The sequence below is a fragment of the Acidovorax radicis genome (assembly GCF_020510705.1).
Classification (GTDB): Bacteria; Pseudomonadota; Gammaproteobacteria; order Burkholderiales; family Burkholderiaceae_C; genus Acidovorax; species Acidovorax radicis_A.
This window is the reverse complement of sequence record NZ_CP075184.1, coordinates 822,858-840,178: the sequence shown is the minus strand read 5'-3', so window position 1 is coordinate 840,178 and position 17,321 is coordinate 822,858. Positions and strand designations below refer to the sequence as shown.

At 64.6% G+C, this 17,321-nt stretch carries 15 protein-coding genes and 1 other RNA gene; 7 read left to right on the top strand and 9 right to left on the bottom strand.

Annotated elements, in window-relative coordinates; genetic code table 11:
* Positions 1 to 189 precede the first annotated feature (189 nt).
* A complete protein-coding gene (locus KI609_RS03765) occupies positions 190 to 1,383 on the top strand; it encodes a M48 family metallopeptidase (protein ID WP_226450170.1) in 1,194 nt (397 codons plus the stop codon).
* A gap of 95 nt (positions 1,384 to 1,478) precedes the next feature.
* Here the strand turns inward: KI609_RS03765 and rnpB are convergent.
* Positions 1,479 to 1,830, bottom strand: an RNA gene (rnpB, locus tag KI609_RS03760) — RNase P RNA component class A.
* A 60-nt stretch (positions 1,831 to 1,890) separates the two neighbouring features.
* On the opposite strand from rnpB, the gene KI609_RS03755 reads away from it, so the two are divergent.
* The 6 genes from KI609_RS03755 (at position 1,891) to KI609_RS03730 (ending at position 9,007) form a co-directional block, all read left to right on the top strand.
* Positions 1,891 to 2,499 (top strand): class I SAM-dependent methyltransferase, encoded by a 609-nt coding sequence (locus KI609_RS03755; RefSeq protein ID WP_226447255.1) that lies wholly within the window; start codon positions 1,891 to 1,893, stop codon positions 2,497 to 2,499.
* Positions 2,500 to 2,625: 126 nt separating this feature from the next.
* Entirely contained in the window at positions 2,626 to 3,543 is a 918-nt protein-coding gene (gene cysK, locus KI609_RS03750; protein ID WP_226447253.1) for a cysteine synthase A, read from the top strand.
* 321 nt (positions 3,544 to 3,864) lie between these two features.
* Positions 3,865 to 4,629: an endonuclease/exonuclease/phosphatase family protein gene (locus KI609_RS03745; protein WP_226447251.1), complete on the top strand. Its 765-nt coding sequence runs from the start codon at positions 3,865 to 3,867 to the stop codon at positions 4,627 to 4,629.
* Complete coding sequence (gene clsB / locus KI609_RS03740) at positions 4,626 to 5,873, top strand: cardiolipin synthase ClsB (RefSeq protein WP_226447249.1); 1,248 nt, start codon at positions 4,626 to 4,628, stop codon at positions 5,871 to 5,873. The genes KI609_RS03745 and clsB overlap by 4 nt, the downstream gene beginning before the upstream one ends.
* A 51-nt stretch (positions 5,874 to 5,924) precedes the next feature.
* Positions 5,925 to 7,070, top strand: coding sequence for a lysylphosphatidylglycerol synthase transmembrane domain-containing protein (locus KI609_RS03735; protein WP_226447247.1), 1,146 nt, complete (start codon positions 5,925 to 5,927; stop codon positions 7,068 to 7,070).
* A 218-nt stretch (positions 7,071 to 7,288) separates the two neighbouring features.
* Positions 7,289 to 9,007: an NAD(P)/FAD-dependent oxidoreductase gene (locus KI609_RS03730; RefSeq protein WP_226447245.1), complete on the top strand. Its 1,719-nt coding sequence runs from the start codon at positions 7,289 to 7,291 to the stop codon at positions 9,005 to 9,007.
* A 42-nt stretch (positions 9,008 to 9,049) separates the two neighbouring features.
* On the opposite strand, the gene KI609_RS03725 is transcribed toward KI609_RS03730, so the two are convergent.
* The 8 genes from KI609_RS03725 to KI609_RS03690 all read right to left on the bottom strand — a co-directional run bounded on the left by KI609_RS03725 (position 9,050) and on the right by KI609_RS03690 (position 17,257).
* A complete protein-coding gene (locus KI609_RS03725) occupies positions 9,050 to 10,657 on the bottom strand; it encodes a methyl-accepting chemotaxis protein (protein WP_226447243.1) in 1,608 nt (535 codons plus the stop codon).
* 240 nt (positions 10,658 to 10,897) lie between these two features.
* Positions 10,898 to 11,773 (bottom strand): protease HtpX, encoded by an 876-nt coding sequence (gene htpX, locus KI609_RS03720; protein ID WP_226447241.1) that lies wholly within the window; start codon positions 11,771 to 11,773, stop codon positions 10,898 to 10,900.
* Positions 11,774 to 11,950: 177 nt separating this feature from the next.
* Positions 11,951 to 12,721, bottom strand: coding sequence for a DUF3025 domain-containing protein (locus KI609_RS03715; RefSeq protein WP_226447239.1), 771 nt, complete (start codon positions 12,719 to 12,721; stop codon positions 11,951 to 11,953).
* Positions 12,706 to 13,770: a dihydroorotase gene (pyrC, locus tag KI609_RS03710; protein WP_226447237.1), complete on the bottom strand. Its 1,065-nt coding sequence runs from the start codon at positions 13,768 to 13,770 to the stop codon at positions 12,706 to 12,708. Before pyrC ends, KI609_RS03715 begins: the two co-directional genes overlap by 16 nt.
* Before the next feature lie 288 nt (positions 13,771 to 14,058).
* A complete protein-coding gene (locus KI609_RS03705; RefSeq protein WP_226447235.1) occupies positions 14,059 to 14,796 on the bottom strand; it encodes an amino acid ABC transporter ATP-binding protein in 738 nt (245 codons plus the stop codon).
* Positions 14,797 to 14,819: 23 nt separating this feature from the next.
* Entirely contained in the window at positions 14,820 to 15,488 is a 669-nt protein-coding gene (locus KI609_RS03700) for an amino acid ABC transporter permease (protein WP_226447233.1), read from the bottom strand.
* Between the two features lies 1 nt (position 15,489).
* On the bottom strand, positions 15,490 to 16,248 hold the full coding sequence (locus KI609_RS03695; RefSeq protein WP_226447231.1) for an amino acid ABC transporter permease: 759 nt from the start codon (positions 16,246 to 16,248) through the stop codon (positions 15,490 to 15,492).
* Positions 16,249 to 16,357: 109 nt separating this feature from the next.
* Complete coding sequence (locus tag KI609_RS03690) at positions 16,358 to 17,257, bottom strand: amino acid ABC transporter substrate-binding protein (RefSeq protein ID WP_226447229.1); 900 nt, start codon at positions 17,255 to 17,257, stop codon at positions 16,358 to 16,360.
* Positions 17,258 to 17,321: the final 64 nt, after the last annotated feature.

The following is a 17,321-nucleotide window of genomic DNA, read 5'->3' as shown; positions in this document are numbered from 1 at the left end:
ACGCCATCCCCACAGACCGGCGGCCCGCCTTCGCCAGCGGACGCCGTGGAACGGGCTCTGCCAGGCCACGGGCGTCGTCCCCCTTCCCGCGAAGCGAGAGAAGGGGGAAGCCGCGCAGCGGCTCAGGGGGATATCCCCTTGCTTCCCGGGCGCTGGTTCAACGGCCTGAGCAGCAAGGCCCAGCCGGTGATGGTGGGCCTGCAACCTGCGCCACGAGGCCCGTCGCTGGTGCTGCACCCGCTGTCGCAAGCCGGTGCATCCCCCACCACGCTCACCCATGACCAGGTCGGCTGGCCCGAAGCGTGGAACGAGCGCCGTCCGCCCCAGCGTGTGGTGGTGGACCTGCGCGACCAGGGCAGCCTGGAGATCGACGCCGTGGCCGAATGGCGCGCCGCCCTCGCCGCCGCCGGCAACCGCCCGGGCATCGCCCAGCGCATGCAGACCCGCTGGCCCCTGCTGCTCGGCGTGGCCCTGGCCGCCGTGGTGGGGCTCACGCTGTTTTACCGCTATGGCACACCGTGGGCCGCCACGCAGCTGACGCGGTTTGTGCCACTGGCGTGGGAAACCAGCGTGGCCGACAACGCGCTCAAGCAGATGGATGACGGCACCCTCAAGCCCAGCAAGCTGACCCGCGAACGGCAGGCCGCGCTCAAGGCCCGCTTTGATGCCCTGGTGCAGCAGACACCCGCCACGCTGCACCGCTACCCGCAATACCGCCCCCCGCTGTCGCTGGAGTTTCGTGCAGGCATGGGTGCCAATGCCTTCGCCCTGCCCGGCGGCAAGATCGTGATGACCGATGGCATCGTCAAGGCCGCGGCCGAAAAGGGCCTGCCCGACGATGCACTGGTGGGCGTGCTGGCCCACGAAATGGGCCACGTCGTGTACCGCCACACCACCCGCATGGTGGTGGAGCAAGGCGTGCTCAACATGGGCCTGGGCCTGGCGCTGGGGGATGTGTCGGGCATCGTATCGACCGGCGCATCGGTGCTCACGGGCCTGGCCTATAGCCGCAGCCACGAACGCGAGGCCGACTGCTACGCCATCGACCTCATGCGCCACGCCGCGCTGCCGACCGCCCCCATGGGCAAGCTGCTGCTGGCGATTGCGCACGACGAAGAGAAAGAAACCAAGGAAACGAAAGAAGGCGAACGCAAAGAGGCGGCTAGCGCCAACCCTGCGCAGGCCAGCAGCACACCGGGCAGCGGCCCCGCGTCGGTCGGTAAAGACAACGCCCAGGACCAGAGCCATGAAAAAAACAAGGGAAAGGCCCGCGCCGAAATGGAAGCGCACCCTGTCTGGTCCCTGCTGAGCAGCCACCCCGAGACCATTGCGCGAGCCACTGCGCTGGAGCAGGGGCAGTCGCCGCACTGCGCGTCGCGCTGAACATTGCGCACGGTTCGCAGTCTGCGGCGAGAATATCAAAAACAATAGCTGCTAGCGCTTACTCCATAAGCGCTAGAGCCCTATTTCATTCAAAAGTGTGAAGCACGCCGATAAGCCGGATTCTGTGCACCACTGACCCTCTTGCGAAGGCCCGCAGTGTGACCGCCATTAATCTGGGCCGGGTGTCGCCACCACGGCTCGGTGCTACCTACCCGCCAACTCTGCGGAACCACATCAACGTTGGCCTACTTGGTATTGCTGCGCGTAGAGATTGCCCGTTTCACCCCCAGTGGTCTGCCTTGCGGCACTCCCCCGGGACTCGTCTCTGTTGCTCTGATCCTCACCTCACGGTGGGCAGCCGTTAGCTGCTACGCTGTCCTGTGCAGTCCGGACGTTCCTCCAGTGCCTGGTTTCCCAGATTGCACCAGCGGCGGTCTGGCGTGCTTCACGGGGTAGATTATCGCCGACCCGAAGCCTTCGAGCCCCCGTTTTCCTCAGGACAACACCATGACCACACCCACCACCACCCATTTCGACACCGCCGCCCGCGATTGGGACCAGCGCCCCATGTCGCAGCAACTGGTTGTTGTGCCCGAGCGCCTGCTGGCGCAGCTGCCTTTGCAGGCCAACGACCATGTCCTCGATTTCGGCGCGGGCACGGGTCTGCTGTCTACCGCCATTGCGCCCAAAGTGGCGCAGGTGACGGCGCTCGACATGTCGGCCGCCATGCTGCAGGTGCTGGATGAAAAGGGTTTGGCCAACATCACCACGCACCATGGCGACATCTTTGACGGCCTGCCCGGGTACTACCATGCCGTCGTCAGCTGCATGGCCCTGCACCATGTGGCGGACACCGCAGCGCTGCTGCGCGCATTTGCGGCCGCACTGCACCACGGCGGTCGCATTGCGCTGGTGGACCTGTACCAAGAGGACGGCAGCTTTCATGGCGACAACGCCGCCAAGGGCGTGCAGCACCTGGGCTTTGTGCCAGACCACTTGCAGGCGCTGGCCGAGCAAGCCGGTTTTGTGGACATCGCGTTCAGCGACATCCTGCACGTGCAGCAAAGCAATGGGCGGACCTATCCGCTGTTCCTGATGACCGGGCGCAAGCCTTGATGGCCCGGGAACAGGTGCCAGCGCGGTAAGGGGTTGCCCACCGGGCATATCCATATGGCCATTGCTGCAGAACAACTGGTTCAGAATGCGCATCACATCCCCTCTTTGCACCTCACAGGAGACGCCATGAAAGCCAACAACATTCTGCAAACCATCGGCAACACGCCCCACGTGCGCATCAACCGCCTGTTTGGCGAGGGCGCCAATGTGTGGATCAAGTCCGAGCGCAGCAACCCCGGAGGCTCGATCAAGGACCGCATTGCGCTGGCCATGGTCGAAGACGCCGAAAAGTCGGGCGCGCTGAAGCCTGGCGGCACCATCATCGAGCCCACCTCGGGCAACACCGGCATTGGCCTGGCGCTGGTGGCGGCGGTCAAGGGCTACAAGCTCGTTTTGGTGATGCCCGACAGCATGAGCATTGAGCGCCGCCGCCTGATGCTGGCCTACGGCGCCAGCTTTGATCTGACGCCCAAGGAAAAAGGCATGAAAGGCGCCATTGCCCGCGCCGAAGAGCTGCAGGCGCAAACGCCGGGCTCGTGGATTCCCCAGCAGTTCGACAACCCGGCCAATATCGATGTGCATATGCGCACCACGGCCCAAGAGATCCTGGCCGACTTTCCCGATGGCCTCGATGCCCTCATCACCGGCGTGGGCACGGGCGGGCACATCACCGGGGTGGCGCGCGTGCTCAAGGCCCGATTCCCGCAACTCAAGGTGTTTGCGGTAGAGCCTTCGCTCTCGCCCGTGATCTCGGGCGGCCAGCCCGGGCCCCACCCGATTCAGGGCCTGGGCGCCGGGTTCATCCCCAAGAACCTCGACACCAGCCTGCTCGACGGCGTGATCCAGGTGGATGCAGAGCCTGCGCGCGAATACGCCCGCCGCAGCGCCCGCGAAGAAGGCATGCTGGTCGGCATCTCCTCGGGGGCCACGCTCGCGGCCATCGCACAAAAACTGCCCGAGCTGCCCGCTGGCGCCAAGGTGCTGGGCTTCAACTACGACACGGGCGAACGCTACCTGTCGGTCGACGGTTTTCTGCCGGCTTAACGCCTGCGCCGGGCCGCGTCACGCGGGGCCCGGCGCAGGCGGAAGGCGGACGCCGCCAGCGGCTTTGCCGTTGTGCGCGCCCACCCCATACGCCGATCTCACACGCCGATCTCACACGCCTGTTGCAGACAGGGCCGGTGAGGAACGGCCAGCACAACGGTGAGCAGGAGGCCTTTCATTTCGCCGCCACAGCACAGACCAACGGCCACCCGTCCTACAGCGGCAGCGCACACGGGCCGGAACAATCGTTACACATCCCGTCAGCCCCGGCCATCGTCGCGTCGGGGGGCCTGGCGGGGCCAGTTCACCACGATTGTTGCCATGGCCCCAAACCCCCCACAGCCCATCGCGTTCAAGGTTCTGACCGTGAACGTGCACAAGGGCTTCACCACCTTCAACCGGCGTTTCATGCTGCATGAGTTGCGCGAAGCCGTGCGCGATGTTGCCGCAGACCTGGTGTTCCTGCAGGAGGTGCAGGGCACGCACCATCGACACGCCACCCGCCTGTCGAACTTTCCGCAAGTGCCGCACTACGAGTTTTTGGCCGACACGATCTGGTCGCAATACGCCTACGGCCGCAACGCCGTGTATGACAACGGCGATCACGGCAATGCGCTGCTGTCCAAGTTCCCTATCGTTCACTACGAAAACCACGACATCTCCATCTCGGGCCCGGAGCGTCGCGGCATGCTCCATTGCGTGCTGAAGCCGCCAGGCCACCACCTGCCGGTGCATGCCATCTGTGTTCACCTGGGGTTGCAAGAGGCACACCGCCAACAACAGTTGCTGCGCGTTTGCAAGCTTGTGCGCAGCTTTCCCGCCAACGAACCCGTGGTGCTGGCCGGCGACTTCAACGACTGGCGCCACCGTGCCCACGCGGTACTGCGCGAAGGCGCAGGGTTGGAGGAGGTTTTTGTCAACGCCTTCGGGCGCGCCGTGCGCACCTTTCCGGCCAACATGCCCTTGCTCGCGCTCGACCGCATCTACGTGCGCAACGCCGCCGTGTACTCGCCCCTGGCACTGCCCAAAAAGCCCTGGGACAAGCTGTCGGACCACGCCCCCCTGGCCGCGGAGATTCTGTTATGACCCGCCTTCATAAAAATCAACACCCGCGCCGCTGGGTGCCTGGCAATCACTTCGAGCTGCTGGAGAACGGTGAGGAGTTCTTTCCGCGCGTGTTCGAGGCCATCGCGCAAGCCCGCCGCGAGGTGATGCTGGAGACCTTCATCCTGTTTGAGGACAAGATCGGCCAGGCCTTGCACGCCGCCCTGCTGGGCGCCGCGCAACGCGGCGTGCAGGTGCATGTGCTGGTGGACGGTTTTGGCTCGCCCGACTTGTCGGACCGCTATGTGGGCAGCCTGACCGAGGCAGGGGTGCGCTTTCGCATTTTTGACCCGGGGCGCAGCTTCATGGGGCAACGCCTGAACGTGCTGCGCCGCATGCACCGCAAGATCGTGGTGGTGGACGGGCAGCTGGGTTTCATTGGCGGCATCAACTATTCAGCCGACCATGTGGCGGACTTCGGGCCCGAAGCCAAGCAAGACTATTCGGTGCAGGTGCGCGGCCCCATCGTGGCGCAGATGCACCACTTCACCCGCGAAGCGGTGCTGGACGATGCCGGCCGCAAACACCAGCCCAGCGCCAGCATCACGGGGCGCCCGCACGCCGGCACGGCCCGCGCGATGTTCGTGACGCGCGACAACCACCACCACACCAATGACATCGAGCACCACTACCGCGTGGCCTTGCGCACCGCGCGCCACCGCGTTGTGATTGCCAATGCGTATTTCTTCCCGGGCTACCGCTTCATCCGCGAGATGCGGCGTGCCGCGCGCCGTGGTGTGGACGTGCGCCTGATTTTGCAGGGCCAGCCGGACATGCCGATCGTGAAAGCCGCCGCCAGCCTGCTGTATGACCACCTGCTGCGCGCCGGTGTGCGCATTTATGAATACTGCGACCGGCCCCTGCATGGCAAGGTCGCCCTGGTGGACGATGAGTGGGCCACCGTGGGCTCCAGCAATCTCGACCCGCTGAGCCTGTCGCTCAACCTGGAGGCGAACGTGATCATCCAGGACAACGCGTTCAACGCCCGGCTTCACCGCCGCCTGTCGCACCTGATGGACAACAGCTGCAAACAGGTTGAGGCCACCGCACCCAGCCGCTGGGACGGGCTGCGCCTGCTGCGCAGCTACGCGGTGTTTCACCTGATGCGCTGGTTTCCCACCTGGGCGGGCTGGCTTCCGCGGCACCAGCCTGTCATCGCGCTGGCCAGCCCGCAAGAGGTGGGCGTACCCAACGTGCCGCCCGCCCAACCGGGCGCGGCGGCCTGACGCAGGCTGCATCCTCGTACCCTTGCGCATTCCCCCGCACCGTCGCCGCCTATGCCCGTTTCTCTGCATCCCCCCGCCCCTCGCACCGTGCCCCAGGTCGAAGATGGACGCCTGCACCATCGGCGCAGCCTGGACGCAGGTGCTGATGCCCACAGGGATGCGGATGCGCCCATCGATGCCTTTGGGCACGACGGCAAAGGTGGTGCCGCAGCCAACGCCGGGCTTTGGGGCCGGCTGCACCAGCAACGCTGGTGGCCCTGGCTGGCCACGGCATTGAGCGGTGCATTCATTGTGTTCGTGGGTTTTTTGCTGTTCCGCCAGGCCAGCAAGGTGGACTGGGGGACCGTGTGGCGGGCGTTTCTGGCACTCCCGGCCACCGTGCTGCTCGCAGCAGGCGCGCTCGCCTGGTCCAGCCACCTGCTCTACAGCACGTTCGATCTGGTCGGGCGCCACTACACGCGGCACGGCCTGACGGTGGCACGCGCCGTGGGCATCACCCTCATTGCCTACCCGTTCACGCTGAACCTGGGCTCGATCATCGGTGGGGTGTCGGCGCGCTACCGGCTGTATTCGCGCCAGGGTGTCGGCGTAGGGCAGATCGGCCAGATTGTCGGTCTGTCCATCATCACCAACTGGCTCGGCTATTTTGTGCTGGCGGGGGCCGTGTTCTGGGCGTGGACGCCGCAGTTGCCCGCCGGGTGGCAGATCAGCAGCCTGCAATTGAGCTGGATCGGTGCCGCGCTGGCGGGTGTCACGGTGCTTTATGTGGCGCTGTGCGTGTGGCGCAAGGGGCAACCACTCACGCTGCGCGGCCACACCTTTCCCATGCCGGATTGGCGCGTGGGCCTGCTGCAGGTGGCCCTGTCCACCACCAACTGGATGCTGATGGGAGGCGCCATCTGGGTGCTGACCCGGCAACAGGCCCCTTACGCGGCCGCACTGGCCACTGTGCTGCTGGGTGCCATTGCGGGTCTCATCTCCCGCATCCCTGCGGGCCTGGGCGTGCTGGAGGCCGTGGGCGTGGCGGTGTTGTCAGCCTATCTGCCCGCACCACAGGCGCTGGCTGCCATCCTGGCCTACCGCACGCTGTATTTCTTTGCGCCGCTGGTGCTGGCCGCAGTGGCTTTTGGTGCCACCGAACTGTGGTGGCGCCAACGGCCACCGCACGCAGCGACTGCGCAGTCGTTGCCCGCGTAGCCGCCCCACCACGCGCGCGCACCGCAGCCTAGCTCCCAAAAATTCTAATAAAAATAGCCTCCAGCGCTTATCCATCAAGCGCAAGAAGCTATCATTTTTGCAGCTCACACGGATCCACCCTGGGGCCCCAGGCGCCTGCAGCACTGCGCGACGCTGGCCCGGTAAAATCGCAGCCCCACGACTTTGCATCCGCCCGATCGACACGGGCCCGCAAGACCATGATCCGACTCTCTGAAATCCGGCTGCCCTTTACCGTGGCCGAAGCCCCCGAGGCGCCGCTGCGCGCCGCTGCCGCCAAAACTCTGGGCCTGGCAGATGCCGATATCGCCCACCTGCATGTTTTCAAGCGCAGCTTCGATGCGCGCAAGGCCGACCTGCTGGCGGTGTACATCGTGGACCTCACGCTGGCCCAGCCTGCGCGCGAGGCCGCTGTGCTGGCGCAGTTTGCGGGCAACCCGCACATCCAGCCCACACCCGACATGGCCTGGCACCCCGTGGGCCAGGCGCCCGCCAACCTGCCCCTGCGCCCCGTGGTGGTGGGCTTTGGGCCCTGCGGCATTTTTGCGGCGCTGGTGCTGGCGCAAATGGGCTTCAAGCCCATCGTGCTGGAGCGCGGCAAGCCCGTGCGCGAGCGCACCAAGGACACCTGGGGCCTGTGGCGCAAGCGCGAGCTGCATGCCGAAAGCAACGTGCAGTTTGGCGAAGGCGGCGCAGGCACCTTCAGCGACGGCAAGCTCTACAGCCAGATCAAAGACCCGCGCCACCTGGGCCGCAAGGTGATGAACGAGTTCGTGAAGGCTGGCGCGCCTGAAGAAATCTTGTACGTGGCGCACCCGCACATCGGCACCTTCAAGCTGGTGAAGGTGGTGGAGAACCTGCGCGAGCAGATCATCGCACTGGGTGGCGAGATCCGCTTTGAACAGCGCGTGACGGACGTGATCATTGAAGGCACTGGCGATGCGCGCCATCTGCGCGGCCTCAAGGTGCTGAACCAGGCCACCGGCGAAACCACTGAGCTGCGCGCCGACCACGTCGTGATGGCCCTGGGCCACAGCTCGCGCGACACCTTTGCCATGCTCTACGAGCGCGGCGTGGCCATGGAGGCCAAGCCGTTTTCCATCGGCTTTCGCATCGAACACCCGCAAAGCGTCATCGACCGCGCCCGCTGGGGCCGGCACGCGGGCCACCCGCTCTTGGGCGCGGCCGACTACAAGCTGGTGCACCACGCCGCCAATGGCCGCGCGGTCTACAGCTTTTGCATGTGCCCCGGCGGCACCGTGGTGGCTGCCACCAGCGAGCCAGGGCGCGTGGTGACCAACGGCATGAGCCAGTATTCGCGCAACGAACGCAATGCCAACGCGGGCATGGTGGTGGGCATTGACCCCAGCGACTACCCCACCGATGCGGCTGCATTTGAAGCGCAGCTGGGCAGCACCTATGGTGCCGAGACGCTGCCCGCCGGGCAGTTTCACCCGCTCGCGGGCCTTGTGCTGCAGCGCCAGCTTGAATCCAACGCCTTTGTGCTGGGCGGCGGCGACTACAGCGCGCCGGGGCAACTGGTGGGCGACTTCATCGTGGGCAAGCCGTCCACCCAACTGGGCGCGGTCGAGCCCTCCTACAAACCCGGCGTGGCGCTGGGCGACCTGCACGCCGCCCTGCCCGGCTATGCCATTGAGGCGCTGCGCGAGGCGCTGCCAGCGTTTGGCCGCAAGATCAAGGGGTTTGACATGCCCGACGCGGTGCTGACCGGCGTGGAGACCCGCACCTCCTCGCCACTCAAGATTGGGCGCGGCGACAACCTGCAAAGCCTGAACACAGCGGGCCTGTACCCGGCTGGCGAAGGTGCCAGCTATGCGGGCGGCATTCTGTCGGCCGGTGTGGACGGTATCAAGGTGGGTGAGGCCGTGGCGCGCGCGTTGCTGGGCATCACCACCTGAAAAAAAGAAGGTGGCGGCAAGGGCCAGGCCCCCACCGCCCGGTCAGCGCAGCGCCTTGAAGCTGCCCGCTGCACCGTGGGTTGTTGCACTGCCAGCGCTGGCCGGCAAGCGGAACGCCTCCACCAGTTCCGCCAACTGCTGGGCTTGTACCCGCAGGCCCTGTGCCGCCGCCGATGATTCCTCGACCAGCGCTGCGTTCTGCTGCGTCATCTGGTCAAGTTGCGAGACGGCCTCGCCCACCTGGCTCAGGCCCGTGGTCTGCTCACGCGCGGCGGTGCTGATCTCGCCAATGATGGTGGCCACCTGCTGCACGGACTGAACGATCTCGCCCATGGTGTCGCCCGCAGCATGGACCAGCTGCGTGCCCTCGTCCACCTGCCGCACGCTGTCGCTGATGAGTCCGCCGATCTCTTTGGCCGCCGTGGCCGAGCGCTGGGCCAGGCTGCGCACTTCGCTAGCCACCACCGCAAAACCCCGCCCCTGCTCACCGGCGCGGGCGGCCTCCACAGCCGCGTTGAGGGCCAGGATATTGGTCTGGAAGGCAATGCCATCGATCACGCTGGTGATGTCTGCAATGCGGCGCGACGACAGCGCGATGCCGTCCATGGTGCCGACCACGCGGTCCACGGCCTCGCGCCCGCGCTGGGCGACGCTGCTGGCACCGGTGGCCAAAGTGCTGGCCTGGGCTGCCGCATCGGCGCTGTGGCGCACGGTGGCCAGCAGTTCCTCCATGCTGGCGGCAATTTCTTCGAGGTTGGATGCGGTCTGCTCGGTGCGGGCCGACAGGTCGCTGTTGCCCGCCGCGATCTCGCTGCTGGCCCCGGCCACAGAGGTGCTGGCCTGGCGCATGCCCACCACCAGCTCTGCAAGCCGGGCCTGCATGCCGCCCAGGCGCGCCAGCAAGGCCTGCAGTTCGTCGCGGCTGCCGAGGGACGCCAAGGGCACTTGCGAGGTGAGGTCGCCCTCGGCAATGCGGTCAGTGACCGCGGCCGCGTGGGCCAGTGGCCGCAAGATGGACCGCGAAAACACCCAGGCACACAAGAGGCTCAGCACCAGCCCCACCGCCGAGCCTGCGGCCAGCAGGACGATGCCCTGGCTGGCGCTGCGGGCAGCGGCTTCGCGGTCATCCGCCACCCGTTGCTGCTGAAAGGCAGCGAGTTTGTCCACGGCTGCTGCGTAGGCGTCTGCAGCGGAGCGCAACTGGTTGGCAATGGCATCGGCAGGCAAGGCCTCGCCCGCCTTGCGGCGCTTGACGAGGTCGTCGCGCACGGTGCGAAAACCGTTTCCGGCCTTGTCGATGGCGTCAAACAAGGTTTGTGAGGCCGCATCGTCCGCCAGCACATCCAGCCGTTTGCGCACTTCGTTGGACCGCGCCGATGTGAGCTTGCGGTCTGCATCAATGCGCGCGGCATACGCGGGGTTGTCGATCTCCAGCAAGGTCTCGGCGCGGGCCGAGCTGATGACAACGATGGAATGCAGCTCCCGCGCCAGCACCGCGCGTTCGGACGCCGCACCGCCCAGCTCATCGGCAATGTGCTGCAAGCCGGACAGCCGCCAGATACCCCCCCCCGCAGACAGCGACATCACCAGACAGACAACGCCAAAGGCCAGCGCCAGGCGAACAGCAACACGCAGGTGGGAGATGGACATAAAAAATTCCGCGACAAGAAAACGAACGATGAACACCGGACAGCCCGGCCCTCCAGGAGAGCAAGGGGTCGGCTTCAGGGTATCGACAAGTAGTTACACCTTCTTGAATCGCGCACGGAAGGTTTGCCCGACGGTAATGGCCAGCAATTCATGAAGGGCGTCCTAAAAAAAATGCCGCCGGGGCAGGCGAGCCCCGGCGGCAACAAGATAGGCAAACACCGCGCAGCGCGCGGTGAGCCTTCAGACCTGCGCGTTCTGCAGCGCGGCAATGCGCTCTTCAATCGGTGGGTGGGTGCTGAACAGCTTGCCGATGCCACCGGCAATGCCCATGGCGGCCATGCTCTTGGGCAACTCGGCCGGATGCATGCCGCCCAGGCGGGCCAGGGCGTTGATCATGGGCTGGCGACGCCCCATGAGCTGGGTGGCGCCCGCGTCGGCGCGGAACTCGCGCTGGCGGCTGAACCAGGCCACGATCATGGCCGCCACAAAGCCCAGCACGATGTCGAGCACGATGGTCGTCACGTAGTAGCCGATGCCGGGGCCGGACCGGTTTTCGTTGTTCTTGTTCAGGAAACTGTCCACCGCGTAACCGATCACGCGCGACAGGAACACCACAAACGTGTTCATCACGCCTTGGATCAGGGTCATGGTCACCATGTCGCCGTTGGCGACGTGGGCTATCTCGTGGCCGATCACGGCCTCGACCTCATCGCGGGTCATGCCCTGCAGCAGGCCGGTGGACACGGCCACCAGCGCGGAGTTCTTGAACGCGCCCGTGGCAAACGCATTGGGGTCGCCCTCAAAGATACCCACTTCGGGCATGCCGATCTTGGCTTCGGTGGCGAACTTGCGCACGGTCTCGACAATCCAGCGCTCATCGGGCGAGCCCGAGCCGTCGATCACGCGCACGCCCGAGCTCCACTTGGCCATGGGTTTGCTGATGAGCAACGAGATGATGGCGCCACCAAAGCCCATGACGAGCGCGAAGCCCAGCAACGCGCCCAGGTTCAGGCCATTCGCCGTGAGGTAGCGGTTGACGCCCAGCAGGCTCGCCACCACCCCCAGCACGACAACGACGGCCAGGTTGGTCATCACAAATAAAAGAATCCGCTTCATGGAATGATCTCTCCGTGGGATAAACAACAATGGGTGTTTGCTGGCTCAGATGGGGGCCGCAGGCTGCGCTTCAAGCGCCTGCCCAACGAACCGCAGAGCCAGCAGCGCCGCGATTTCATCGCGCTATGGTAGGTGCAAACCCGCACCGAAGCCTTATCACACAAGCCTTGACGGGAATTAGGAAACAGATGCCATGCGCAGTGGCCGGAACACCTGCGCATCGGCATAAAAGCCCGGTGCTTCGTTGGCAGGCCACCAGGCGGGGACCCCCAGCACGGGCAGCGGCACAAAGGGCTTGGCGACCCAGGGCTGGGGCTGCAGGGCCTGCGCGAGCCAGGCATCCAGGTTTGCTATTGAATGAATAGTGGCAGGCGCTTGATACACGTGCGCTACCATCGGTTTTCGCGGTGAAACCAGCTTTTCGAGCAGCGCGTGGCCGAACAACACCAGCCGGGCCTCGCCCCACAGTGGCCGCAGGTCGATGAACAGGCGCTGCCAGTCCCGCGCCCTGAGCGCATCCCACAGGGCATCCGGCGCCTGCAGCAGCGCTCCGTTTTCGTCGAACACCGTGAGCGCATCGCGCAGCGGCCCGCGCACGGCCTGCACACCATCGGTGGCGATGGCCTGGGCCTGCAGTTCATTCAGGCGCCGCTTGGTGTGCGGAAACCGCAGCCAGACCAGGCCGTTGAAAAAGTCGTGCAGGTTGTCGCGGGTGGGGACCTGGCGGGTGTCCCAGATGTACTGCTCGTAGGCGGTGCCTTCGGGCAGTTCGGACTGGGGCACAAAAACCACCGGAGCACCCGGCGGCGCGGCCGTCTGCAACGCCCGGTGCACGCAAAGATCACCCTGCAGCTGCTGGGCCAGGGGTTGGCCCAGGCCCCGCCACGGCTCCAGCCAGGGAGTACGCCAGTCAATGGCGTCGAAGGTGTGGCTTACACCAACCGCCACGGCAACGCTTCACCCGCGCGCAGGGGCTTGAGCTCTGCTTCGCCAAACGCAAAACTGTCGGGTGGCGTCCACGACTCGCGGCGCAAGGTGATGGTGCCGGTGTTGCGCGGCAGGCTGTAGAAGTCGGGGCCGTGGAAGCTGGCAAAGCCTTCGAGCTTATCGAGCGCACCCGCGTTGTCGAACGCCTCGGCATACATCTCGATGGCGGCGTGGGCCGTGTAGCAGCCTGCGCAGCCGGTGGCGTGTTCCTTGAGGTGCGCGGGGTGCGGCGCGCTGTCGGTGCCCAGGAAGAACTTGTTGCTGCCACTCGTAGCGGCTTGCACCAGCGCCACGCGGTGCGTCTCGCGCTTGAGCACGGGCAGGCAGTAGTAGTGGGGGCGCACGCCGCCGATGAAAATGGCGTTGCGGTTGTACAGCAGGTGGTGCGCCGTGATGGTGGCAGCGGTGAAGCGGTCGGCCTGGGCCACGTAGTCGGCAGCGTCTTTGGTGGTGATGTGCTCGAAGACGATCTTCAGCTCAGGGAAGTCGCGGCGCAGCGGGATCAGTTGCTGCTCGATAAATACCGCCTCGCGGTCGAACAGGTCGATGTCGCTGCTGGTCACCTCACCATGCACGAGCAGCAACAAACCGGCCTTCTGCATGGCTTCGAGCGTTTTGTAGGTCTTGCGCAGGTCGGTCACGCCCGCGTCGCTGTTGGTGGTGGCGCCTGCGGGGTAGAGCTTGCACGCCACCACGCCAGCGGCTTTGGCGCGCGCGATTTCTTCGGGCGGCAGGTTATCGGTGAGGTAGAGCGTCATCAGTGGCTCAAACGACATGCCTGCAGGCACGGCGGCCAGGATGCGCTGCTTGTAAGCCAGGGCCTGCTCGGCCGTGGTCACGGGCGGGCGCAGGTTGGGCATGATGATGGCGCGCCCAAACTGAGCGGCGGTGTGCGGCACGACGGTGTGCAGGGGCTCGCCGTCGCGCACGTGCAGGTGCCAGTCGTCGGGGCGGGTGATGGTGAGGGTGGAAACGTCGGCGGAGGGGGGGGTGTGGGGGGCGGCTGTCATGGGCAGCATTGTCCCATTGGCAAGATGACTCCTATTTTCATAGCTGCCAGCGCTTTACTGGTAAGCGCTAGGGGCCAAAATGGTCAAAACCAGACACACCAACCCGACCCTTCGCCCACGATGCCCACCACCCGCCCGGGGCGGCTGGTCGTGGATGGCGCGCCCGCCCGGGGCGGCCCGCTTGGACGCAACCTCAGCCGAAAAGCGCGGCCCCAGAGTTGCATGACGGCACCCCCCCAAAAAAAAGCGCCCGAAGGCGCTTTTCTCGATGGGGGGCAACACGGCACATCAGTGCTGCAGGATCTTGTTGAGAAAATCCTTGGTGCGCGGCTGGCGGGCGTCGGGGTTGTTGAAGAAGTCCTCTTTCGAGCAGTCCTCCAGGATCTTGCCGCCCACGTCCATGAAGATCACGCGGTTGCTCACCTTGCGGGCAAAGCCCATTTCGTGGGTCACACACATCATGGTCATGCCTTCGTTGGCCAGGCCCACCATCACGTCCAGCACTTCGCCCACCATTTCGGGGTCGAGCGCCGAAGTGGGCTCGTCGAACAGCATCACAATGGGGTCCATGCTGAGCGCACGTGCAATGGCCACCCGCTGCTGCTGGCCGCCCGACAGCTGGCCAGGGAACTTGTCCTTGTGGGCCGTGAGGCCCACACGTTCCAGCATCTTGAGGCCGCGCTTTTTGGCGTCGTCCTTGCTGCGGCCCAGCACCTTGATCTGCGCGATGGTCAGGTTGTCCGTCACGGACAGGTGCGGGAACAGCTCGAAGTGCTGAAACACCATGCCCACACGGCTGCGCAGCTTGGGCAGGTCGGTCTTGGGGTCGTGCAGTGCAACGCCATCCACGGTGATCTCACCCTTCTGGAAGGGCTCCAGCGCGTTGATGGTCTTGATCAGCGTGGATTTGCCCGAACCCGAGGGCCCGCACACCACCACCACTTCACCTTTGGTGATGGTGGCTGAACACTCATTGAGCACCTGCACCGGGCCATACCACTTCGATACGTTTTTGAGTTCGATCATGTTTTATTCCTCAATCTCTCGGATCACCGGATGATGGCAATCTTCTGGTGCAGGCGCTTGACCATCCACGACAGCGCGTAGCACATCACAAAATACAGAACCGCTGCAGCCAGATAGGCCTCGATGGGGCGGCCAAAATTCTTGCCCGCCACCTCAAAGCCCTTGAGCATGTCGTAGGCGCCGATGGCGTAGACCAGCGAGGTGTCCTGGAACAGGATGATGGTCTGCGTGAGCAGCACCGGCAGCATGTTGCGAAACGCCTGTGGCAGCACCACGAGCTTCATGTTCTGACCGTAGGTCATGCCCAACGCCTGCCCTGCGTACACCTGGCCGCGCGAGATCGACTGGATACCTGCCCGCATGATCTCGCTGAAGTACGCCGCCTCGAACGCGACAAAGGTCACGATGGCCGACACCTCGGCGCCGATGGGGCGGCCGATGATGGCCGGCACCAGCAGGAAGAACCACAGGATCACCATCACCAGCGGAATGCTGCGCATGCCGTTGACGTAGATGGTGGCCGGCACATCCAGCCACTTGCGGCCCGACAGGCGCATCAGTGCCAGCACCGTGCCAAAAAACACACCCCCCAAGGTGGCAATCAGCGTGAGCAACAGACTGAAGTACAGCCCCTTGAGCACGAAGTTGCTGATCAGGTCCCAGTTGTAGAACGAAAAGTCGAGATTCATCATGTCAGTGCCCCCCGCCCGCGCTGGCCGTCAAGGCCACACCGGGGATACGCACGCGCTTTTCGACGAAGGCCATGATCCGGTTGATGGCAAAGGCCGAAACGACATAGAGCGCCGTCACCGCCAGATAGACCTCAATGCCACGCGAGGTTTCTTCCTGCGCCTGCATCGCAAACATGGTCAGCTCGGCCACCGACACGGCAAACGCCACCGAAGAGTTCTTGAAGATGTTCATCGTTTCGCTGGTCAGCGGCGGGATGATGATGCGAAAGGCCATCGGCAGTAGCACATAGCGGTAGGTCTGAAAGGTGGTGAAACCCATCGCCAAACCCGCATAACGCTGACCACGCGGCAGGGCCTGAATCCCCGCGCGCACCTGCTCGGCAATACGTGCCGAGGTGAAAAAACCCAGTGCCAGCACCACCAGCACAAAACCCGGAACCTGCTTGAGCGCCGGAATCAGGCTGGGCAACACGTGGTACCACAGGAAAATCTGCACCAGCAGCGGAATATTACGAAAAAGCTCCACCCAGGCGTTGCCCAGGCGCACGATCATCGGTCGGTCCTGCAAGGTACGCACCGTGCCGATAAGCGCACCCAACACAAGCGCCAGCACCAAGGCCAGCAACGAAACGGATATGGTCCAGCCCCAGGCCGACAGTATCCAGTCCAGATAAGTGACTTCACCGCCCTTGCCAAAGCAGCCTTGCACAACCTCTCTGTCCATGGTGTCCTGGCAGAACACCTGCCAATCCCAACTCATAGGATCACCCCTTTAATTCTTGGTATTGCCGTTGGAGGCACACCCATGCCAATCCAACAAAAAAGCCCCTTCAAACCGGTTGGCCGAAGGGGCACAGGCGTTCAGAAGATTACTTCTTGACGTAGTCTTCCATGGGCTTGCTGTTGGGGTTTGCCCACGCAGCCTTGGTGGCTTCAGACATCGGCAGGCCGACCTTGGTGTTGGTGGGTGGCACGGGTTGCATGAACCACTTGTCGTACAGCTTGGCCAGCGAGCCGTCGGCGATCTGGCGCTTGATGGAATCGTCTACCGCCTTCTTGAAGGCAGGGTCATCCTTGCGCAGCATGCAAGCGATGGGTTCCACCGACAGCACTTCGCCCACGATCTTGTAATCGGCTGGGTTCTTGGACTTGGAGATGTTGGCCGCCAGGATGGAGCCATCCATCACGAACGCGTCCGCACGGCCCGTTTCCAGCATCAGGAAGCTGTCTGCGTGGTCCTTGCCAAATACTTCCTTGAAGTCGATGCCGCCAGCACGTTCGTGCTTGCGCAGCGTTTGCACCGAGGTGGTGCCGGTGGTGGTAACCAGCGTCTTGCCGTTCAGGTCCTTGATCGACGTGATGCCCGAATTGGCCTTCACGGCGGTACGCACTTCTTCCACATACGTGGTCACCGCGAAAGCCACGTCCTTCTGGCGGGTGGCATTGTTCGTGGTGGAGCCGCACTCCAGATCCACGGTGCCATTGGTCACCAGGGGAATACGGTTTTGCGAAGTGACGGGCTGGTACTTGATGTCCAGCTTGGCCAGACCCAGCTGCTTCTGGATGTCGTGCAGGACGATCTCACCCATTTCGGTGTGAAAGCCTACGAACTTGCCGTTACCCAACGTGTAGGAGAGACCGGAAGACTCGCGCACACCCAGCGTGACGCTGCCCGAGGCCTTGATCTTGGCCAACGTGTCGTTGGCCTGCGCGAAGGCGCTACCAGCGGCCAGCGCGGCGACGGCAATTGCCAGCAGATGTTTTTTCATGTGAATGATCTCCTTTTGGGTGAAACGTAAACAAAATTCTGAAGTCTCAAAGGCCCCGGGTTGG

Bases quoted from the DNA above. Each gene is read 5' to 3' on its own strand.
- clsB (WP_226447249.1), top strand. From the start codon at position 4,626: ATGACCCGCCTTCATAAAAATCAACACCCGCGCCGCTGGGTGCCTGGC.
- htpX (WP_226447241.1), bottom strand. From the start codon at position 11,773: ATGAAGCGGATTCTTTTATTTGTGATGACCAACCTGGCCGTCGTTGTC.
- pyrC (WP_226447237.1), bottom strand. From the start codon at position 13,770: ATGACAGCCGCCCCCCACACCCCCCCCTCCGCCGACGTTTCCACCCTC.
- KI609_RS03725 (WP_226447243.1), bottom strand. From the start codon at position 10,657: ATGTCCATCTCCCACCTGCGTGTTGCTGTTCGCCTGGCGCTGGCCTTT.
- KI609_RS03745 (WP_226447251.1), top strand. From the start codon at position 3,865: ATGGCCCCAAACCCCCCACAGCCCATCGCGTTCAAGGTTCTGACCGTG.
- KI609_RS03755 (WP_226447255.1), top strand. From the start codon at position 1,891: ATGACCACACCCACCACCACCCATTTCGACACCGCCGCCCGCGATTGG.
- KI609_RS03690 (WP_226447229.1), bottom strand. From the start codon at position 17,257: ATGAAAAAACATCTGCTGGCAATTGCCGTCGCCGCGCTGGCCGCTGGT.
- KI609_RS03695 (WP_226447231.1), bottom strand. From the start codon at position 16,248: ATGAGTTGGGATTGGCAGGTGTTCTGCCAGGACACCATGGACAGAGAG.
- KI609_RS03700 (WP_226447233.1), bottom strand. From the start codon at position 15,488: ATGATGAATCTCGACTTTTCGTTCTACAACTGGGACCTGATCAGCAAC.
- KI609_RS03705 (WP_226447235.1), bottom strand. From the start codon at position 14,796: ATGATCGAACTCAAAAACGTATCGAAGTGGTATGGCCCGGTGCAGGTG.
- KI609_RS03765 (WP_226450170.1), top strand. From the start codon at position 190: ATGGTGGGCCTGCAACCTGCGCCACGAGGCCCGTCGCTGGTGCTGCAC.
- KI609_RS03730 (WP_226447245.1), top strand. From the start codon at position 7,289: ATGATCCGACTCTCTGAAATCCGGCTGCCCTTTACCGTGGCCGAAGCC.
- KI609_RS03735 (WP_226447247.1), top strand. From the start codon at position 5,925: ATGCCCGTTTCTCTGCATCCCCCCGCCCCTCGCACCGTGCCCCAGGTC.
- cysK (WP_226447253.1), top strand. From the start codon at position 2,626: ATGAAAGCCAACAACATTCTGCAAACCATCGGCAACACGCCCCACGTG.